A 15,203-nucleotide genomic window follows, 5' to 3' on the forward strand; every position below is an offset into this window, starting at 1 on the left:
ACCGCCCACAAGCTGCGCTTGTGGGTTCCCTTCGCGGCTTCGCCGCTACGGCGGCCCCTCACGTCAAACGTTAGCGCTCATCATGAAAATCTTCACGGTCTATTGCGATAACACGCTTGTTGGGCAAACGGAGCTAGAAAACGGCGACCCGCCAATGGGCGTTGCCTTTGGCCGATTCATTCCAGCCGAAGCGTACGGAGCGATCCAAAAGCAGTGCATTGAAAATCACTCAGATCAAAGTGCTTTGAATCTGACGGTTAGAACTCCTAACAATGAAACGATCCAGTGCGTTGGAGTTGGAATCTTGGATTGCTCGCCAGGAGCAGGAGAGGAAGGCATTGAGATAAATGTTTTGGGCATCTCACACCCGCCATATGAAGACCTGTTTCCTCATCATGTGGCTGGTTACGAGAAGCAATTCAAGTAACTGCATGACCTCGCATCTTTTCGCTGCGAGCGCTAACAATTCCGTCGAGAGGGACGGCCACAAGCTGCGCTTGTGGTTCCCTACGCCTTCGGCTCCGGCCGCCCCTCACGTCAAACGTTAGCGCGCAATATCTTCGGGCCTGATTACGATGCCTGTCCTGATCACCGTAGCTGCCTTGTTGTTGCTCTGGGGCTTTATCGTCTGGGATCGTCGAAAACCTTCCCAGAAGATGTCTCGCCATGAAATTGAAAAGGGGTGGTCCGCGAAGCCGTTGCTGAAGTGGCCATTGCTTCTCGCCCTGTCACTAGTTTTTCTCATGCTGGGCACAATCGAATGGCTTGATCCAAGCCTTCCGCCGTTCACAGGAAAACTGTCCGTTATCGTTTCCATTGCACATACGTCGTTTGGCGCACATGGCCCTGCGTATGTATATTTCTGCGTCGGCGTCATGCTGCTTGTCTTGGCCTTCGTTCTTTGGCAACGCAAAGAAAGGCAAGAGCCGTGAGCGGGCTGCGCGCTAACCATTCCGTCGAGAGGGACCGCCCACAAGCTGCGCTTGTGGGTTCCCTTCGCGGCTTCGCCGCTACGGCGGCCCCTCACGTCAAACGTTAGAGCGATTCAGATGAGTGCAATGCGAACGCTTGTCAGATTAAGCAAATCATGTGGTTTCGGGCTGCTTGCATCGTCGCTTGTCACATACGTGTTCGGTGAAGTGTGGTGGCGTATCTATGTCTGGAAAACAGGCGTCGGTAGTGCATCCGAGCTAGCGGAAGATTACGGCGGAGTGTTCTTTCAGCTTATTGCGATGCTTTTTGTTTTTATTGTCGTTTTTGCGCTGTCGTCCATTTTTATGTGGCACAAAGCCAAACCCAAGCTTAATTTTTCCGAAGGTGATGCTAAAACATCGCTCTAACCATTCCGTCGAGAGGGACCGCCCACAAGCTGCGCTTGCGGGTGCCCTTCGCGGCTTCGCCGCTACGGCGGCCCCTCACGTCAAACGTTAGCCGCTCTTCCTTAAGATTTTGCAGCCATTATTTTCACAAATCCTTCTTGTGATATGACGACGATAACTATCAAGGTTCTCCATGTGGTTGATGGGCACCAAGAATTGGTTCGCACAGTACACACTGAGTCAGGCTCAGAAAAAGCACTTAATGGAGCGCGGGCACTAAAAGCTCTGCGCCGCGAGTTCCCTGAAATTGGCTACGTTCATTCGCTCCGCAAAACCGTAGATGGCTGGCTACTCGCACGAACATTGGAGCCAAAAGAAACGTGTAGCTTTCACTACAAGTGGGTGCACTACATTGTGTCCTGATCTCGGGAAAGGCTGACCATGCTTTTTAAACTGTTAAAGTCAATCCCAGCAAGGAAATTTTGTGCTTAAAATTCCGCGGCTAACCATTCCGTCGAGAGGGACCGCCCAAAGCTACGCTTTGGGTTCCCTCCGCGCTTCGCGCTCCGGCCGCCCCTTAGCTCAAACGTTAGGCGCAGAGTTTGCCGCAGCTACTGGCGCCTTTTTCAACCTTGCGGCACAAAGGAGATGTGATGCGTCTATTGTTGGCAATTCTTCTGCCTTGGCTTCAATTTTTTACTATTGGCAGGCCATTCGCCGGAATATTTTGTTTGATCCTACAAATCACGATTATTGGCTGGATTCCGGCTGCCATATGGTCTGTATATGCGCTTAGTCAATACAAGACTGACAAAAAGATTGAAAAGGCTCTTGGTGCACAACGCACTTGAATTTATATAAATAGAAGATGGTTTTGCGTAGTCTAAACATTCAGGCAAAACAGTCGTCGTGAGAAATGCGCCTAACCATTCCGTCGAGAGGGACCGCCCACAAGCTGTGCTTGTGGGTTCCCTTCGCGGCTTCGCCGCTGCGGCGGCCCCTCACGTCAAACGTTAGGCCGCACGATGAAGCCCTGCCGGCCGCTCTTAGCTAGCCTTATGAAACATCTATTCCTGTCGTTCCGCCTTGCCGCAACGCTTCTAAGCCCAGTCGTTGCAATGATCTGCGCTTCTCAAATTAGCCAAGCAATCCTGCCTTCCGTCTACAGCGGCCCCAGCCCGGCCACAAGCGCAGGAATGGCAAATATCGGCCTTGCCATCGTTGTCCTTGGCGTTCCAGTTATTTATGCAATCGGCTATGGAGTCCTTCTACCTCTACTACTCCCACGCGTCGCAACCAGTAAAATCTACTCCCCCACATTTGCGGTTGGCCTGCTGTTGATACTTGGTTTCTTCACGTATCAATCACTCGGTCTTTTCTCAAGTAGCTTTGAATCCGAAGGCGGAAGTGGCTTTTTGTTGGTTGTAGTCGCCATGCTAATCATTGGGGCGCTCGACTACCTCCTTGCTTTTCACAACAACGTCGCGCTGCGAGAGTGGCATGGTCCATTCAAAAAGTGGCTCCTTCAGTGCTTGGTCCGTTGAAATACTCACACAAGCCAGCGATGCGGCCTAACCCTTCCATCGAGAGGACCCGCCCCGGCAAGCCGGGGCGAGCCTCTCATGTCAAACGTTAGGTGACTATGCGCGTCATCGATTACGAACCACAGTTTTGGTACCTGCTTACCGAGAATGAACAGCTCATTCTCAACGTTAGCTGTGAGCACAGTTTTGTTGGTTATGATTTCACGCTGCTGCTTTCTGAAGAGGAAACTAAGAAATTCAAAGAGGGCGGAAAGCCTTATATCAATTCCCTGGCAGAAGCCATCAACTATTCGGCGCCAATCGCCAGGGGCAGCTCTTCCGAGTACAAAAACCGCAATAGTCAATCTAAGTACGAAGAGTTCATATTGGATGCAATTGAACAATGGCAAAAAAAGACCTAGCTCTTTTGGGCGAGTCACCTAACCATTCCGTCGAGAGGGACCGCCCACAAGCTGCGCTTGTGGGTTCCCTTCGCGGCTTCGCCGCTACGGCGGCCCCTCACGTCAAACGTTAGCGCGCATATGAAAACCTTCACCGTCTACTCTGGTAGCACGCTCGTAGGACATACAGATTTGGAAAACGGCGATCCGCCAATGGGTGTTGCCTTCGGCCGGTTTATTCCCGTTGAAGCGTACAGAGCGATCCAGAAACAGTGCATTGAAAACCACGAAGACCAAAGTGCACTAAATTTGACGGTCCAGACACCAAACAACGAAACCATTCAATGTGCTGGGGTTGGAATTCTCGATTACTCACACGAAGCCGATGAAGAATTCATTGAGGTAAATGTTCTTGGTATTTCGCACCCGCCATACGAAAAGATGTTCCCACATCACGTCATCAGTTATGAGCAGCAGTTCAAGTAGTTTCCTGCGCGCCGCTCGTTCCACCGTGCGCGCTAACAATTCCGTCGAGAGGGACCGCCCACAAGCTGCGCTTGTGGGTTCCCTTCGCGGCTTCGCCGCTACGGCGGCCCCTCACGTCAAACGTTAGGGGGCCGCTAGTAACAGGCTTCCGTTTAGTTTCACACCGCCAATAAATTTGATTCGGAGAAAGTCATGATTGAAGCGCTTTGGTCAGTTGAGTTCAAATCCAGTTTCGGCTTAGGTGGTCACGGCATTGCTGTGTTTGAAACCGGCCGAGTTTTCGGCGGTGACAGCGCAATGATCTACACAGGCAGCTACAACATCGAGGGCGGCGTCATCCAAGCCAAAATTGATGTAAAGCGCTACGCGCACAATTCAATGGTGTCTGTCGTTGGCCTTGAAAAATTTACGTTGCAAGTAACGGGTAAGGTCGATACAAAATCTATGTCTTTCGAAGGCTTCGTTGTTGAAGATCCATCCCGAAAGCTTGCTATCCATGCAATTCGTCAAGCAGAGTTACCGTAGCCCCCTAACCCTGCAGTCGAGCGGGACAGCCACAAGCTGCGCTTGTGGTTCCCTCCGCGCTACGCGCTCCGGCTGCCCCTCACTTCCACGTTAGAGCTTGCTGGTTTGGGTTGTTGGTTGAGGGCTTGCGCGTTTCAGGTTGGCCGTGCCGATTTTCGCCAAAAGCTCCTTGTTCGGTCGTGCGGCTTTTGCCTTTGTTGTTTTCTGCTCTTTGCGCAAACAGTTTGTTTCGTATGCCAGGCGTGTAGCTGCGTTCACCGCGCTTGGCCGGTGGTAAATTCGAGGCTGTTCCGTGCGGTTTTGATTTCCGCAGTTCCGTTTTACCGGTGGCCCGTCACGGCGGGCTGTTGAAATTTAGTCCGGGTGCCTGCGCTTGAGGCTTGAAAGGTCGGGGTTTTCTGTCCGGTTTCTTAACCGCAAGCCCTAACTAATCAGTCGAGCGGGACGCCCAAAAGCTTCGCTTTTGGGTTCCCTCGCTGCGCTCGGCGCCCCTCACCTCAAACGTTAGGTGCATCTATGCCGTGGCTTCCCATATACGCGGATGAATCTGATTGCTCTGTTCTTCTAGACCATCTCAACCACTTGGAAGAAATTGCATTCATAGTTTCTGGAGGTATGGGGAAGTGGTTCGCAGTCAATCAGCTGAATTCACTAAAGTCAGGGCGTTATTGCCTTTGGCATGTTTCTAGCGGCCCTCTGCCACTCTTTCGTGGCGCAAGTGAATCTCCGGGTCAAATTGCCAATCCATTCGAAGGTTGGCTTGAAGTAAAAGCAGGCGCAGATTCTTCTCAGCCATATTTTGGTGCAGGTCATCCTGGAGTTTTTTGGCTAAACGTCAGGGGTACTGAAATACATCACTTGTCTGGTCTGGCAAGCATTGGGCTTAGCTCCTTCGAGTGGGTCGGAAATCACTACAAATCCATTGGCAGCTCTGCAACTCCAGAAACAGAAAAGCTATGGAAAAGCCTAGGGCGCTGGGTGAAGAAGAGCACTGTCAAAGTTCCTCGTGGCGGTCCAAACCAAGGAACTTCCCCCGAAATCTGGGCATTCCCCAATGCCGAAGCGCGGTTTGAAAATGGAGCAATTGGCGGCAATGTGTGAATATGCACCTAACAATTCCGTCGAGAGGGACCGCCCACAAGCTGCGCTTGTGGGTTCCCTTCGCGGCTTCGCCGCTGCGGCGGCCCCTCACGTCAAACGTTAGGCATCTCCTGCGCTATGAGCAGAATTCTATTGGGCACCGCGCTACTGATGGCGCCGATCACCTCGAATGCGGTTTATTTAGCGGAGCCAGAATTTAGTTATTTTGTTATTAAGATCCTTGTAGCTGCGGGGTTTGTTCTTGGCCTTGCCACACTAGGCTTGTCCTCCCTTCTAGCGAGGCCGCCACGCAAGGCGAAGATTATGAAGAAAATTGCCATCTGCTATTTCTCAACTTATGCGATTTTGTCAGCAAGTCTATTGTGGGCAATGGATTCAGCTCCAGGGTTTTCAATAAGCAGCAGGTTTGAAAAAACATGCGAAGCTGCCATCTGGATAGCACTGCTTGCATCCTTTGCCTTAGTGTTCTATGCGTACTTTGGTTCTCGTTTTCCAAAACGCCCCAAGCCACCGAAGGTTTAGCGCACCTCTCGATGCTCTGGCACAACGCGACTGATAAAAATCCGCGTAGTCTCAACATCGAAGTGCAACAATCATTTGAAGCGGCGATTTTCCAGCATTTGGACTGATCTAATCACTAAGCATCTTCGGCTCACCTGTACTTGGTCGGCACAGCCGTCAGGAAAAAGTGGGTAACCGCCTCAAACGTGAGACTGATCCGCGCAGCTGAAATAAAAAAGGGGAGCAAGGCTCCCCTTTTTTATTTCCAAGCGTCTGTTTACTCTTTCAACCCGCCACCCAACTGCTTGTACAACTCAACCCGGTTTTGCTCGCGCGCAAGGCGCGTGGTGATCAGGTTCTGCTGTGCGGAGTAATCGCTGCGTTGGGCATCGAGCACCAGCACGTAGTTGCTCACGCCTTTGTCGTAGCGGGCCTGGGTCAGGCGCAAGGCGTCGCTGTAGGCTTGGGACAAGGCCTGCTGGGCTTCAAGTTGCTCGCCAATCGTGGCCCGCTGTGCAAGGGCGTCCGCCACGTCACGGAAGGCGCTTTGCAAGGTCTTTTCGTAGGTGGCGAGCTGAGCACGCTGGCTAGCTTTGGCAGCATCGAGGTTAGCGATGTTGGCGCCGCCGGCGAAGATCGGGATGCTGATCTGCGGGGCGAAGCTCCATGTGCGGTTGTCTCCCGAGAACAGGCCTTCAAGCGAAGGGCTGGCAAAACCGGTGGAGGCCGTGAGACTGATGCGCGGGAAGAACGCTGCACGCGCTGCGCCGATGTTGGCATTGGCAGCGATCAACTGCTGCTCGGCAGCGCGCACATCCGGCCGCTTGAGCAGGGTTTCGGCGGGCAGGCCTGCCGGTAGCTCTGCGGCCTGGGTGACACGCTCAGGCAGGGCAAGCGGCAACAGCTCAGCCGGCACTTCGCCGCCGGTCAGCAGGGTCACGGCGTTGAAATCCTGCTCTACCAAGGCTGCGTAACGGGCCACATCGACGCGTGCCGCTTCAAGCGCGGCACGCGCCTGGGCCAGATCCAGCCCGGACGAAGTGCCGACATCAAAGCGGCGCTGGGCCAGGTTCAGGGTATTGCGCTGGGCGTCGAGCGTGGCCTGGGAGAACTTCTGGCGCTCGCGATCGGCAGCAAGGGTCAGCCAGGCATTCGCCAGCTCGGCGATGAGGCTGATCTGGGTGCTGTTACGGGCTTCTTCGGTCGCCAGGTATTGCGCCAGGGCCTGATCCTTGAGGCTCTGGATGCGGCCGAAGAAGTCCAGCTCCCAGCTGGCCATGCCGATGCCGGCGCTGTACTGGCGGCTAACACGATCCTGCCCGGTGGTGGAGAGCTGCGCCGGGGTGCGGGTGGCGCTCTCAGCGCCGGTGGCGTTGATGGCCGGCAGCTGAGCCGCCCTTTGCACCTGGTACTGGGCGCGCGCCTTGTCGATGTTGGCAGTGGCCACACGCAGGTCGCGGTTGTTTTCCAGCGCCAGGGTAATCAGGCGCTGCAGGCGCTCTTCGGCGAAGTACTCGCGCCAGCCGAGTTCAGCGGCGTTGTACTCACCTGCGCCGGCGGCTTTCCAGCCCTGGGCCACCGGTGCCACCGGGCGCTCGTAGCTGGGGGCCATCGAGCAGGCGGCGAGCACACTGGCGGCCAGCGTCGTAATGATCCATTGCGGGCGCTTCATCATGCTTGCTCCTTGCCTTCTGCAGCGGCTTGCTCACGCTGCGAGGGCTTGTATTTGAAAATGCTGCGCACCACCACGAAGAACAAGGGAATCCAGAAGACCCCGAGCAAGGTGGCGCTGATCATGCCGCCGAGCACGCCGGTGCCGATGGCGTTCTGGCCGCCGGAGCCGGCGCCCGTGGCAATGGCCAGTGGCAGCACGCCCAGCGCGAAGGCCAGCGAGGTCATCAGGATCGGGCGCAGACGCATGCGCACCGCTTGCAGCGTGGCGGCCACCAGATCCATGCCTTCCTCTTGCAGCTGCTTGGCGAACTCGACGATCAGGATCGCGTTTTTGGCCGCGAGGCCAATCGTGGTGAGCAGGCCGACCTGGAAGAACACGTCGTTCGACAGGCCTCGGCCGGAAGCGGCCAGCAGCGCGCCGATCACGCCGAGCGGCACCACCAGCATCACCGAGAAGGGGATGGACCAGCTCTCGTACAGCGCGGCGAGGCTCAGGAACACCACCAGCAGAGAGATCGCATACAGGGCAGGCGCTTGCGAACCGGCCTGACGCTCTTCGTACGAGATACCCGTCCACTCGTAGCCAACGCCTTCCGGCAGCTTGGCAGCGATTTCCTCGACAGCCTGCATCGCAGCACCCGTGGAGAAACCCGGCGCCGGTTGACCAACGAGTTCCACCGAGGGATTGCCGTTGTAACGCTCCAGACGCGGCGAACCATAGGTCCAGCGGCCGGTTGCGAAGGCTGAGAAGGCAACCATCTGGCCCTTGCTGTTGCGCACGAACCACTTGTCGAGATCCTCCGGCAGCATGCGCGAGGCAGCCTCACCCTGCAGGAAGACCTTCTTCACGCGCCCCTTATCGACGAAGTCGTTCACATAGGAACTCCCCCAGGCGGTGGCGAGAGTGTCGTTGATGTCAGTCAGCGACAGGCCCAGCGCGGTGGCGCGGGCATTGTCGATATCCACCTGGTATTGCGGCGTATCGTCCTGGCCGTTGGGACGCACGCCAACGAGGCGTTTGTCCTGCATGGCCATACCAAGGAACTGGTTGCGTGCGGCCATCAGCACTTCATGGCCCACACCGGTGCGGTCCTGCAGCTTCACATCGAAACCGGAGGCATTGCCCAGCTCGGGCACGGCCGGCGGGGCAATGGCAAACACCATCGCATCGCGAATCTGCGAGAAAGCCATCATGGCGCGACCAGCAATCGCCTTGACGCGCTGGCCTGCGCCGTGGCGCTCTTCCCAGGGCCTGAGCTTGACGAAGGCGAGGCCGGTGTTCTGGCCGCTGCCGGCGAAGCTGAAGCCTGCTGCCGTGAAGATGGATTCGACCGCCTCGGTCTCCTTCTCCAGGAAGTGCTTCTCGACTTGCTTGAGCACTTCAACCGTACGCTCCTGGGTGGCACCCGCCGGCAGTTGCACGATGGTGAACAGTACACCTTGGTCCTCATCCGGCAGGAAGGCGGTGGGCAGGCGCATGAAGAGCAGGCCCATGCCGACCACCAGCAGGCCATACACCGCAAGATAGCGGCCACGCTTGCCAAGGATGTTGCCTACGGTGCGGGTATAACGCAGCACCCCCGCGTCGAAAATGCGATTGAAGCCGCGGAAGAACCAGTTCTCCGAGAAGTGCTCGCCCTTGTGAATGGGTTTGAGCAGCGTGGCGCACAGAGCCGGGGTGAGCACCAGCGCGACGACCACCGACAGCACCATGGCGGAAACGATGGTGATCGAGAACTGACGATAGATCACACCCGTGGAGCCGCCAAAGAAAGCCATCGGCACAAACACGGCCGACAGTACCAGGGCGATACCGATCAGCGCACCCGTGATCTGGTCCATCGATTTGCGGGTGGCTTCATAGGGCGACAGGCCCTCTTCACTCATCACCCGCTCGACGTTCTCCACCACCACGATCGCATCATCCACCAGCAGGCCGATGGCCAACACCAAGCCGAACATGGTCAAGGTGTTGATCGAGTAGCCGAAGGCGGCCAGCACACCGAAGGTGCCCAGCAGCACCACCGGCACCGCAATGGTCGGGATCAGGGTCGCCCGCAGGTTCTGCAGGAACAGCCACATCACTAGGAACACCAGGATCACGGCTTCGATCAGGGTCCACACCACTTCCTTGATCGAGTTCTGCACGAACGGCGTGGTGTCATAGGGAATTTCAGCCTTCACGCCCGCCGGGAAGAAAGGCTTCATCTCCTGGATCTTGGCCTTCACGGCCTGCGCGGTTTCAAGCGCATTGGCGTTGGCCGCCAGCTTCACAGCCAGGCCGGAAGCGGGCTTGCCCTTGAAACGGGCCACCACGTTGTAGCCTTCGCCACCGAGCTCGGCGCGTGCCACATCCTTGAGGCGCACCGAAGAGCCATCGGGATTGCTGCGCAGCAGGATCTGGCCGAACTGCTCAGGCGTCTGCAGGCGGCTCGCCACGTTGATGGTGGCATTCAGCTGCTGGCCCTGCACGGCCGGGGCACCACCGAGCTGGCCCGCAGAGACCTGTACGTTCTGCGCCGTGATGGCGTTCTTCACGTCCGCCGGGGTGAGCTTGTAGCTGTTGAGTTTGGCCGGGTCCACCCAGATGCGCATCGCATATTGCGAACCGAACAGCTGGATCTCACCGACGCCTTCGACGCGGCTCAGCGGATCGATCACGTTGGCGACCATGTAGTCCGCCAGGTCGTTCTGACCAAGACTGCCGTCTTCAGACGTAAAGGCCACCACCATCAGGAAGCTGGAGGAGCTCTTGGTGACGGTCACGCCCTGCTTCTGCACTTCCTGCGGCAACGAGGAGAGCGCGGACTGCAGCTTGTTCTGCACCTGCACCTGAGCGATATCGGCATTGGTACCGGCAGCGAAGGTCAGGGTAACGCTCACCGAGCCGGAGGAATCGCTGGCCGAGCTCATGTAGAGCAAGCCATCGAGGCCCTTCATCTTCTGCTCGATGATCTGGGTGACGGAGTCTTCCAGGGTCTTGGCCGAAGCGCCGGGGTAAGTGGCGTTGATCGCCACCGTGGGCGGCGCGATCGTGGGGTACTGCGCAACCGGGAGGGTCTCGATGGAAAGCGCACCGGCCAGCATGATGACCAGCGCGATCACCCAGGCAAAGATCGGGCGATCAATAAAGAAACGTGCCATGGATCTTCTCCTTCTCAGCGGCCAGCGGCCGGCGCGGAAGCAGCGCCTGCCGGCACAGCATTGATCACGGTACCGGGGCGCAGGCGCTGGAGACCTTCCACGATGACCTGATCACCGGCCTTCACGCCTTCAGTCACCAGCCACTTGTCGCCGATGGCCTGGGTCGTCTTCACCACGCGCGGCGCGAACTTGCCTTCCTCGAGCGCCACCATGACCACCGCTTCGCCCTTGGTGTTGCGGGTCACAGCCTGTTGCGGCACGAGGAAGCTGCCTTCACGCACGCCAGTCTGCAGGCGCGCACGCACAAACATGCCCGGCAGCAGTTCCAGTTTCGGGTTCGGGAACACCGCACGCAGATTCACTGAACCGGTGCCGGCGTCCACCGTCACATCGGTGAAGGCCAGCTTGCCTTCGAGCGGGTAGATGCTGCCGTCTTCCAGCTCAAGACTCACCACAGCCTGCTTGGCTCCGCTCTTGAGGGCACCACTGGCCAGTTCGCGGCGCAGCTTGGCCAACTCGGCCACCGACTGGCTCACATCCACATACATCGGATCGAGTTGCTGCACGGTCGTCAGCGCCGTGGCCTGGTTGGCGGTCACCAGGGCGCCCTGGGTCACAGCAGACTTGCCGATACGGCCCGGAATCGGGGAAGACACACGGGTGTAGGCGAGGTTGATGCGGGCCGTGTCGAGTGCGGCCTTGTCGGATGCCACACTGGCTTCAGCCTGCTTCAGGGCTGCGTCAGCGTCATCGTAATCCTGCTGGCTGACGGCCTTGATGCCGACCAGATCTTTGTAGCGCTCAGCCTTCAGGCGGCTGCTGGTCAGCGTGGCTTCTGAGCGGGCCAGCGCGGCCTTGGCGCTCTCGAAGGCATTCTGGAAGCTGGCCGGCTCAATCTGATACAGCGTCTGGCCAGCCTTCACATCGCCGCCTTCGGCAAACATGCGCTGCTGGATAATCCCCCCCACTTGCGGACGAATCTCGGCAATCGCATAGGGCGCGGTACGTCCGGCCAGGCTGGTGGTCAGTGCCACACTGGCCGGGGCCAGGGTCACCACACCGACTTCGGCGGGCGGCATCTGGCCACCGGCCCCCTGAGCGCCGGGCTGGCCCTTGTTGCAGGCGCTCAGTGCCAGGACGGCGAGCAGGGCAGCCGGCAGCAGGCTGTTCTTGTGCGAGGAAAGCTTCATGCGATTCTCCGTTACGGGGGATGCCGTCTGGGCGGCTGGAAGTCAGATATGAAATGGTTGTTAAGCCCAACCATTTCCTTGGGTAGAAATATACATACATCCGTGCATGTATGTAAGTCATCAGCTAAGATGATTTACACGAATTCACCCACGACCAAATCAGTATGGCCCGAAAAACCAAGGAAGAAGCCCAGGCCACACGCGAGTTGCTGCTCGATACGGCCGAGCAGCTGTTCAGTACACACGGCGTCAGCCACACCTCGCTGAACGATATCGCCCGCGCTGCCAGCCTCACCCGCGGGGCTGTGTACTGGCATTTCGACAACAAAGCCGATCTTCTGAAGGGTCTCTGGGAGCGCGTCGCCCTGCCGCTTCAGCAAGGCCTCGAAGCGGTGGACCGGGAACAGGCAAGCAATCCTCGCGCCCGCATCGTGCAAAAAGCTTGCTGGATGGCCGACCATATTGGTGCTGACGCCCACATGCTGGCGATCATGAACATCCTCATGCTGCGCTGCGAGTTCACCGCAGAAACCGAGGGCGCCCGTGCGCACTTTCGCGAAGTGCGCGAAGAATGCCTGGCCGGCATGACCGACGAATTCCGCACGGCCATCGCCCAGCAGCAGCTCCCGCCGACCCTGGATGCCGAGCGCAGCGCATTGGGTCTATTCGGCCTAGTCGACGGCCTGTGCTTTCACTGGCTGATCGATCGCGAGCGCTTCTGTATCCAGGCATGCACCCGTGCAGCCGTCGAGGCCTACTTGAGCGGCCTTGAATGCACCAGATAAAGCCGTAAAATTAGTGTTTCCTCGGTATCGCCACACCAGATTGGTGCATACACTGAGCAAAGAAGTGAGTGACATGCCCAAACGTGCCGATTGGTACAGTTTTCGCATTAAGCTACTTCTATCGCCCTGCGCTCGCCGGGCGTCTGATTTCAGACAGGAGACCCTTTATGACCAAGTTCCACCTGCTTCTCGCCAGCGCCCTTCTCTGTAGTCTTGGCACCGCCCAGGCCCAGGTAGACGGCACCCTGAAGAAGATCAGCGACACCAAGAGCATCACCCTGGGCATCCGCGAATCATCCTTCCCGCTCTCTTATCTGGACGCGAACCAGAAGCCGATCGGCTATCACATCGACGTGTGCATGGCGATCGTGGAGGCCGTAAAGGCCCGCCTGCAGAACCCCAAGCTCGAAGTGAAGATGCAGGCCGTCACCTCGCAGAATCGTATTCCGCTGATGGTCAATGGCACCATTGATCTGGAGTGCGGCTCCACCACCAACAACCTGGATCGCCAGAAGCAGGTTGCCTTTGCCCCCACCACCTTCGTCACCAATGTGCGCATGGCGGTGAAGAAGGCCTCGGGCATCACCGATCTGGATCACTTGGGCGGCAAGCCAGTCGCCACCACCACCGGCACCACCAGTGTGGCGCTGATGCGGGCCAACGAAAAGGGCAAGAGCATCGACTTCAAGGAGGTGTATGGCAAGGATCACGCCGACTCCTTCCTGATGCTCGAAACCGATCGTGCCGTGGCCTTCGTGATGGACGACAACCTGCTCGCCGGCCTGATCGCCAACTCGAAGAGCCCGTCTGACTACGCGCTGGTGGGTGCCCCGCTGTCGATCGAGCCGATCGCCATCATGCTGCGCAAGGATGATCCGCAATTCAAGGGGCTGGTACACGCCACCATTTCCGACATGGCCAAGACCGGAGCCCTCACCAAGCTCTACAACAAGTGGTTCCTCGCGCCGATCCCGCCCAAGGGCATCAACCTGAACTTCGCCATGAGTGATGCACTCAAGGCGCTGATGGCCAAGCCCAACGACAATCCTGCCGAGATGTACAACACCAAGAAGTAATACACTCAGCAAGGAAGCGGCCGACAGGCCGCTTCCTCTTCATGCCTCCGGGAGAAACATGTGAACTACCACTGGAACTGGAACGTCTTCTTCCAGACCATCCCCTCTGGTGACGAGACCTACCTTGCCTGGATCATCCACGGGCTCGGCTGGACCGTTTCCATATCGCTGGCAGCCTGGGTAATCGCCCTTGTGCTGGGCAGCGTGATGGGCACCCTGCGTACCGTCCCCAACACCGGCCTGCGCCTGATCGGCCACGCCTGGGTCGAATTTTTCCGTAATGTACCGCTGCTGATGCAGCTCTTCATCTGGTTCTTCGTAGTGCCCGAGATGCTGCCGCGCGACTGGGGCATGTGGGTCAAGCAGGACATGCCTGCCAAGGAATTCATCACCGCCTTCGTGGCACTGGGCCTGTTCACCTCGGCACGGGTTGCCGAACAGGTGCGCGCCGGCATCCAGGCTCTGCCGCGCGGCCAGCGCAACGCTGGTCTGGCCATCGGTTTCACCCAGGCCCAGACCTATCGCTATGTGATCCTGCCGATGGCCTTCCGCATCATCATCCCGCCGCTAACCTCGGAATTCATGAACGCTTTCAAGAACTCCGGCGTGGCCTATACAGTGGGCGTGTGGGAGCTGATTTTCGTTTCGCGCCAGATGGTAGAAGAAACCGGCGGTCAGGTCATCGAATCATTGATCGTGCCGACTGTGCTCTACATTCTCTGCGCCTATGCCGCCAACCAGCTGATGGCCGTGATAGACCGGCGCGCCCATGTGCCCGGCTTCATCGTGGCGAAATAAGGAAGACGGCCATGTTCAGTACGCTCGATTTTTCCGTCATCCCGCTGGCCTTGCCCGCCATCTTCAAGGGCCTGGCTTTCAGTCTTGAACTCACCTTGATCGCCATGATTGGCGGCGTAATTCTCGGCACCCTGCTCGCCCTCGCCCGCCTCTCCGGCGGCAAGTGGCTCGGCCGCGCCGCCAAGTTCTATGTCGACATCATGCGTTCGATTCCACTGCTGATGATGATCCTGTGGTTCTTCTTCCTGATCCCGCTGCTTACCGGGCAGCCGATCGGCCAGGAAAAGTCCGCCATCATCACCTTCACGCTGTTCCAGGCGGCCTTCTACAGCGAGATCATGCGCGCCGGCATCCAGAGCATCCCGCGCGGTCAGGTCAATGCGGCACTGGCCATCGGCATGACCTACTGGCAAAGCATGGGGCACGTAATCCTGCCGCAGGCCTTCCGCAACATGGTTCCGGTGTTGCTGACCCAGACCTTCGTGCTGTTTCAGGACACCTCGCTGGTCTACGCTATCGGCGCTACCGATCTGCTCAAGGCCGCTGAAAACGCCGGCATGCTTTACGGCCGCACGGTGGAGATGTACCTCTTCGTGTCGCTGATCTATTTCGCCATCTGTTTCGCGTTGTCCATGCTCGTCAAATACATGAACAAGCGCATCGCCATCATTCGCTAGCCA

At 57.8% G+C, this 15,203-nt stretch carries 17 protein-coding genes; 14 read left to right on the top strand and 3 right to left on the bottom strand.

All coding sequences use genetic code 11. The features are described from left to right. The 10 genes from Q3Y64_RS12090 to Q3Y64_RS12130 all read left to right on the top strand — a co-directional run. Nucleotides 1-427: hypothetical protein (locus tag Q3Y64_RS12090; protein ID WP_303562189.1), on the top strand; the 427-nt coding region annotated here is incomplete at its 5' end. 148 nt (nucleotides 428-575) lie between these two features. Next, the gene (locus Q3Y64_RS12095; RefSeq protein ID WP_303562191.1) at nucleotides 576-932 is read left to right on the top strand and encodes a hypothetical protein; all 357 of its coding nucleotides are present in this window, start codon (nucleotides 576-578) and stop codon (nucleotides 930-932) included. Nucleotides 933-1,058: 126 nt separating this feature from the next. After that, nucleotides 1,059-1,340: a hypothetical protein gene (locus tag Q3Y64_RS12100; RefSeq protein ID WP_303562193.1), complete on the top strand. Its 282-nt coding sequence runs from the start codon at nucleotides 1,059-1,061 to the stop codon at nucleotides 1,338-1,340. A 632-nt stretch (nucleotides 1,341-1,972) separates the two neighbouring features. Beyond that, nucleotides 1,973-2,170 carry a YqaE/Pmp3 family membrane protein gene (locus tag Q3Y64_RS19510; RefSeq protein WP_368506652.1) on the top strand — a complete coding sequence of 66 codons (198 nt, stop codon included), beginning with the start codon at nucleotides 1,973-1,975 and terminating at the stop codon, nucleotides 2,168-2,170. 207 nt (nucleotides 2,171-2,377) lie between these two features. Beyond that, nucleotides 2,378-2,863, top strand: a complete 486-nt coding sequence (locus Q3Y64_RS12105) for a hypothetical protein (RefSeq protein WP_303562195.1) — start codon at nucleotides 2,378-2,380, stop codon at nucleotides 2,861-2,863. Between the two features lie 98 nt (nucleotides 2,864-2,961). Beyond that, nucleotides 2,962-3,264, top strand: a complete 303-nt coding sequence (locus Q3Y64_RS12110; protein ID WP_303562196.1) for a hypothetical protein — start codon at nucleotides 2,962-2,964, stop codon at nucleotides 3,262-3,264. Nucleotides 3,265-3,384: 120 nt separating this feature from the next. Next, complete coding sequence (locus Q3Y64_RS12115; protein ID WP_303562197.1) at nucleotides 3,385-3,729, top strand: hypothetical protein; 345 nt, start codon at nucleotides 3,385-3,387, stop codon at nucleotides 3,727-3,729. A 192-nt stretch (nucleotides 3,730-3,921) separates the two neighbouring features. Then, nucleotides 3,922-4,254: a GrlR family regulatory protein gene (locus Q3Y64_RS12120; protein ID WP_303562198.1), complete on the top strand. Its 333-nt coding sequence runs from the start codon at nucleotides 3,922-3,924 to the stop codon at nucleotides 4,252-4,254. Between the two features lie 516 nt (nucleotides 4,255-4,770). Next, the gene (locus tag Q3Y64_RS12125) at nucleotides 4,771-5,355 is read left to right on the top strand and encodes a hypothetical protein (RefSeq protein WP_303562199.1); all 585 of its coding nucleotides are present in this window, start codon (nucleotides 4,771-4,773) and stop codon (nucleotides 5,353-5,355) included. Nucleotides 5,356-5,505: 150 nt separating this feature from the next. Continuing rightward, the gene (locus Q3Y64_RS12130) at nucleotides 5,506-5,877 is read left to right on the top strand and encodes a hypothetical protein (RefSeq protein ID WP_303562200.1); all 372 of its coding nucleotides are present in this window, start codon (nucleotides 5,506-5,508) and stop codon (nucleotides 5,875-5,877) included. Between the two features lie 256 nt (nucleotides 5,878-6,133). Here the strand turns inward: Q3Y64_RS12130 and Q3Y64_RS12135 are convergent, their stop codons facing one another. The 3 genes from Q3Y64_RS12135 to Q3Y64_RS12145 are packed head-to-tail and all read right to left on the bottom strand — an operon-like array spanning nucleotide 6,134 to nucleotide 11,864. Beyond that, complete coding sequence (locus tag Q3Y64_RS12135) at nucleotides 6,134-7,531, bottom strand: efflux transporter outer membrane subunit (RefSeq protein WP_368506653.1); 1,398 nt, start codon at nucleotides 7,529-7,531, stop codon at nucleotides 6,134-6,136. Further along, nucleotides 7,528-10,674, bottom strand: a complete 3,147-nt coding sequence (locus tag Q3Y64_RS12140; protein WP_170022509.1) for an efflux RND transporter permease subunit — start codon at nucleotides 10,672-10,674, stop codon at nucleotides 7,528-7,530. The genes Q3Y64_RS12135 and Q3Y64_RS12140 overlap by 4 nt, the downstream gene beginning before the upstream one ends. A 14-nt stretch (nucleotides 10,675-10,688) precedes the next feature. Next, on the bottom strand, nucleotides 10,689-11,864 hold the full coding sequence (locus Q3Y64_RS12145) for an efflux RND transporter periplasmic adaptor subunit (protein WP_303562205.1): 1,176 nt from the start codon (nucleotides 11,862-11,864) through the stop codon (nucleotides 10,689-10,691). Nucleotides 11,865-12,028: 164 nt separating this feature from the next. Between Q3Y64_RS12145 and Q3Y64_RS12150 the strand changes: the two genes are divergently transcribed. The 4 genes from Q3Y64_RS12150 (at nucleotide 12,029) to Q3Y64_RS12165 (ending at nucleotide 15,200) form a co-directional block, all read left to right on the top strand. Continuing rightward, nucleotides 12,029-12,649, top strand: a complete 621-nt coding sequence (locus Q3Y64_RS12150) for a TetR family transcriptional regulator (protein WP_101940973.1) — start codon at nucleotides 12,029-12,031, stop codon at nucleotides 12,647-12,649. A 167-nt stretch (nucleotides 12,650-12,816) separates the two neighbouring features. Then, on the top strand, nucleotides 12,817-13,725 hold the full coding sequence (locus tag Q3Y64_RS12155; RefSeq protein ID WP_303562207.1) for a transporter substrate-binding domain-containing protein: 909 nt from the start codon (nucleotides 12,817-12,819) through the stop codon (nucleotides 13,723-13,725). 60 nt (nucleotides 13,726-13,785) lie between these two features. Further along, the gene (locus tag Q3Y64_RS12160) at nucleotides 13,786-14,523 is read left to right on the top strand and encodes an amino acid ABC transporter permease (protein WP_170022505.1); all 738 of its coding nucleotides are present in this window, start codon (nucleotides 13,786-13,788) and stop codon (nucleotides 14,521-14,523) included. Nucleotides 14,524-14,534: 11 nt separating this feature from the next. Further along, complete coding sequence (locus Q3Y64_RS12165; RefSeq protein ID WP_101940970.1) at nucleotides 14,535-15,200, top strand: amino acid ABC transporter permease; 666 nt, start codon at nucleotides 14,535-14,537, stop codon at nucleotides 15,198-15,200. The last annotated feature ends 3 nt before the right edge of the window (nucleotides 15,201-15,203 follow it).

It is taken from the genome of Uliginosibacterium sp. 31-12, from assembly GCF_030548425.1.
In the GTDB taxonomy this organism is placed as follows: domain Bacteria; phylum Pseudomonadota; class Gammaproteobacteria; order Burkholderiales; family Rhodocyclaceae; genus Uliginosibacterium; species Uliginosibacterium aquaticum.

Coding starts and splice junctions, on each gene's coding strand:
- Q3Y64_RS12155 (WP_303562207.1), top strand. CDS start 12,817: ATGACCAAGTTCCACCTGCTTCTCGCCAGCGCCCTTCTCTGTAGTCTT.
- Q3Y64_RS12140 (WP_170022509.1), bottom strand. CDS start 10,674: ATGGCACGTTTCTTTATTGATCGCCCGATCTTTGCCTGGGTGATCGCG.
- Q3Y64_RS12125 (WP_303562199.1), top strand. CDS start 4,771: ATGCCGTGGCTTCCCATATACGCGGATGAATCTGATTGCTCTGTTCTT.
- Q3Y64_RS12095 (WP_303562191.1), top strand. CDS start 576: ATGCCTGTCCTGATCACCGTAGCTGCCTTGTTGTTGCTCTGGGGCTTT.
- Q3Y64_RS12145 (WP_303562205.1), bottom strand. CDS start 11,864: ATGAAGCTTTCCTCGCACAAGAACAGCCTGCTGCCGGCTGCCCTGCTC.
- Q3Y64_RS19510 (WP_368506652.1), top strand. CDS start 1,973: ATGCGTCTATTGTTGGCAATTCTTCTGCCTTGGCTTCAATTTTTTACT.
- Q3Y64_RS12105 (WP_303562195.1), top strand. CDS start 2,378: ATGAAACATCTATTCCTGTCGTTCCGCCTTGCCGCAACGCTTCTAAGC.
- Q3Y64_RS12100 (WP_303562193.1), top strand. CDS start 1,059: ATGCGAACGCTTGTCAGATTAAGCAAATCATGTGGTTTCGGGCTGCTT.
- Q3Y64_RS12150 (WP_101940973.1), top strand. CDS start 12,029: ATGGCCCGAAAAACCAAGGAAGAAGCCCAGGCCACACGCGAGTTGCTG.
- Q3Y64_RS12115 (WP_303562197.1), top strand. CDS start 3,385: ATGAAAACCTTCACCGTCTACTCTGGTAGCACGCTCGTAGGACATACA.
- Q3Y64_RS12165 (WP_101940970.1), top strand. CDS start 14,535: ATGTTCAGTACGCTCGATTTTTCCGTCATCCCGCTGGCCTTGCCCGCC.
- Q3Y64_RS12130 (WP_303562200.1), top strand. CDS start 5,506: ATGGCGCCGATCACCTCGAATGCGGTTTATTTAGCGGAGCCAGAATTT.
- Q3Y64_RS12110 (WP_303562196.1), top strand. CDS start 2,962: ATGCGCGTCATCGATTACGAACCACAGTTTTGGTACCTGCTTACCGAG.
- Q3Y64_RS12135 (WP_368506653.1), bottom strand. CDS start 7,531: ATGATGAAGCGCCCGCAATGGATCATTACGACGCTGGCCGCCAGTGTG.
- Q3Y64_RS12120 (WP_303562198.1), top strand. CDS start 3,922: ATGATTGAAGCGCTTTGGTCAGTTGAGTTCAAATCCAGTTTCGGCTTA.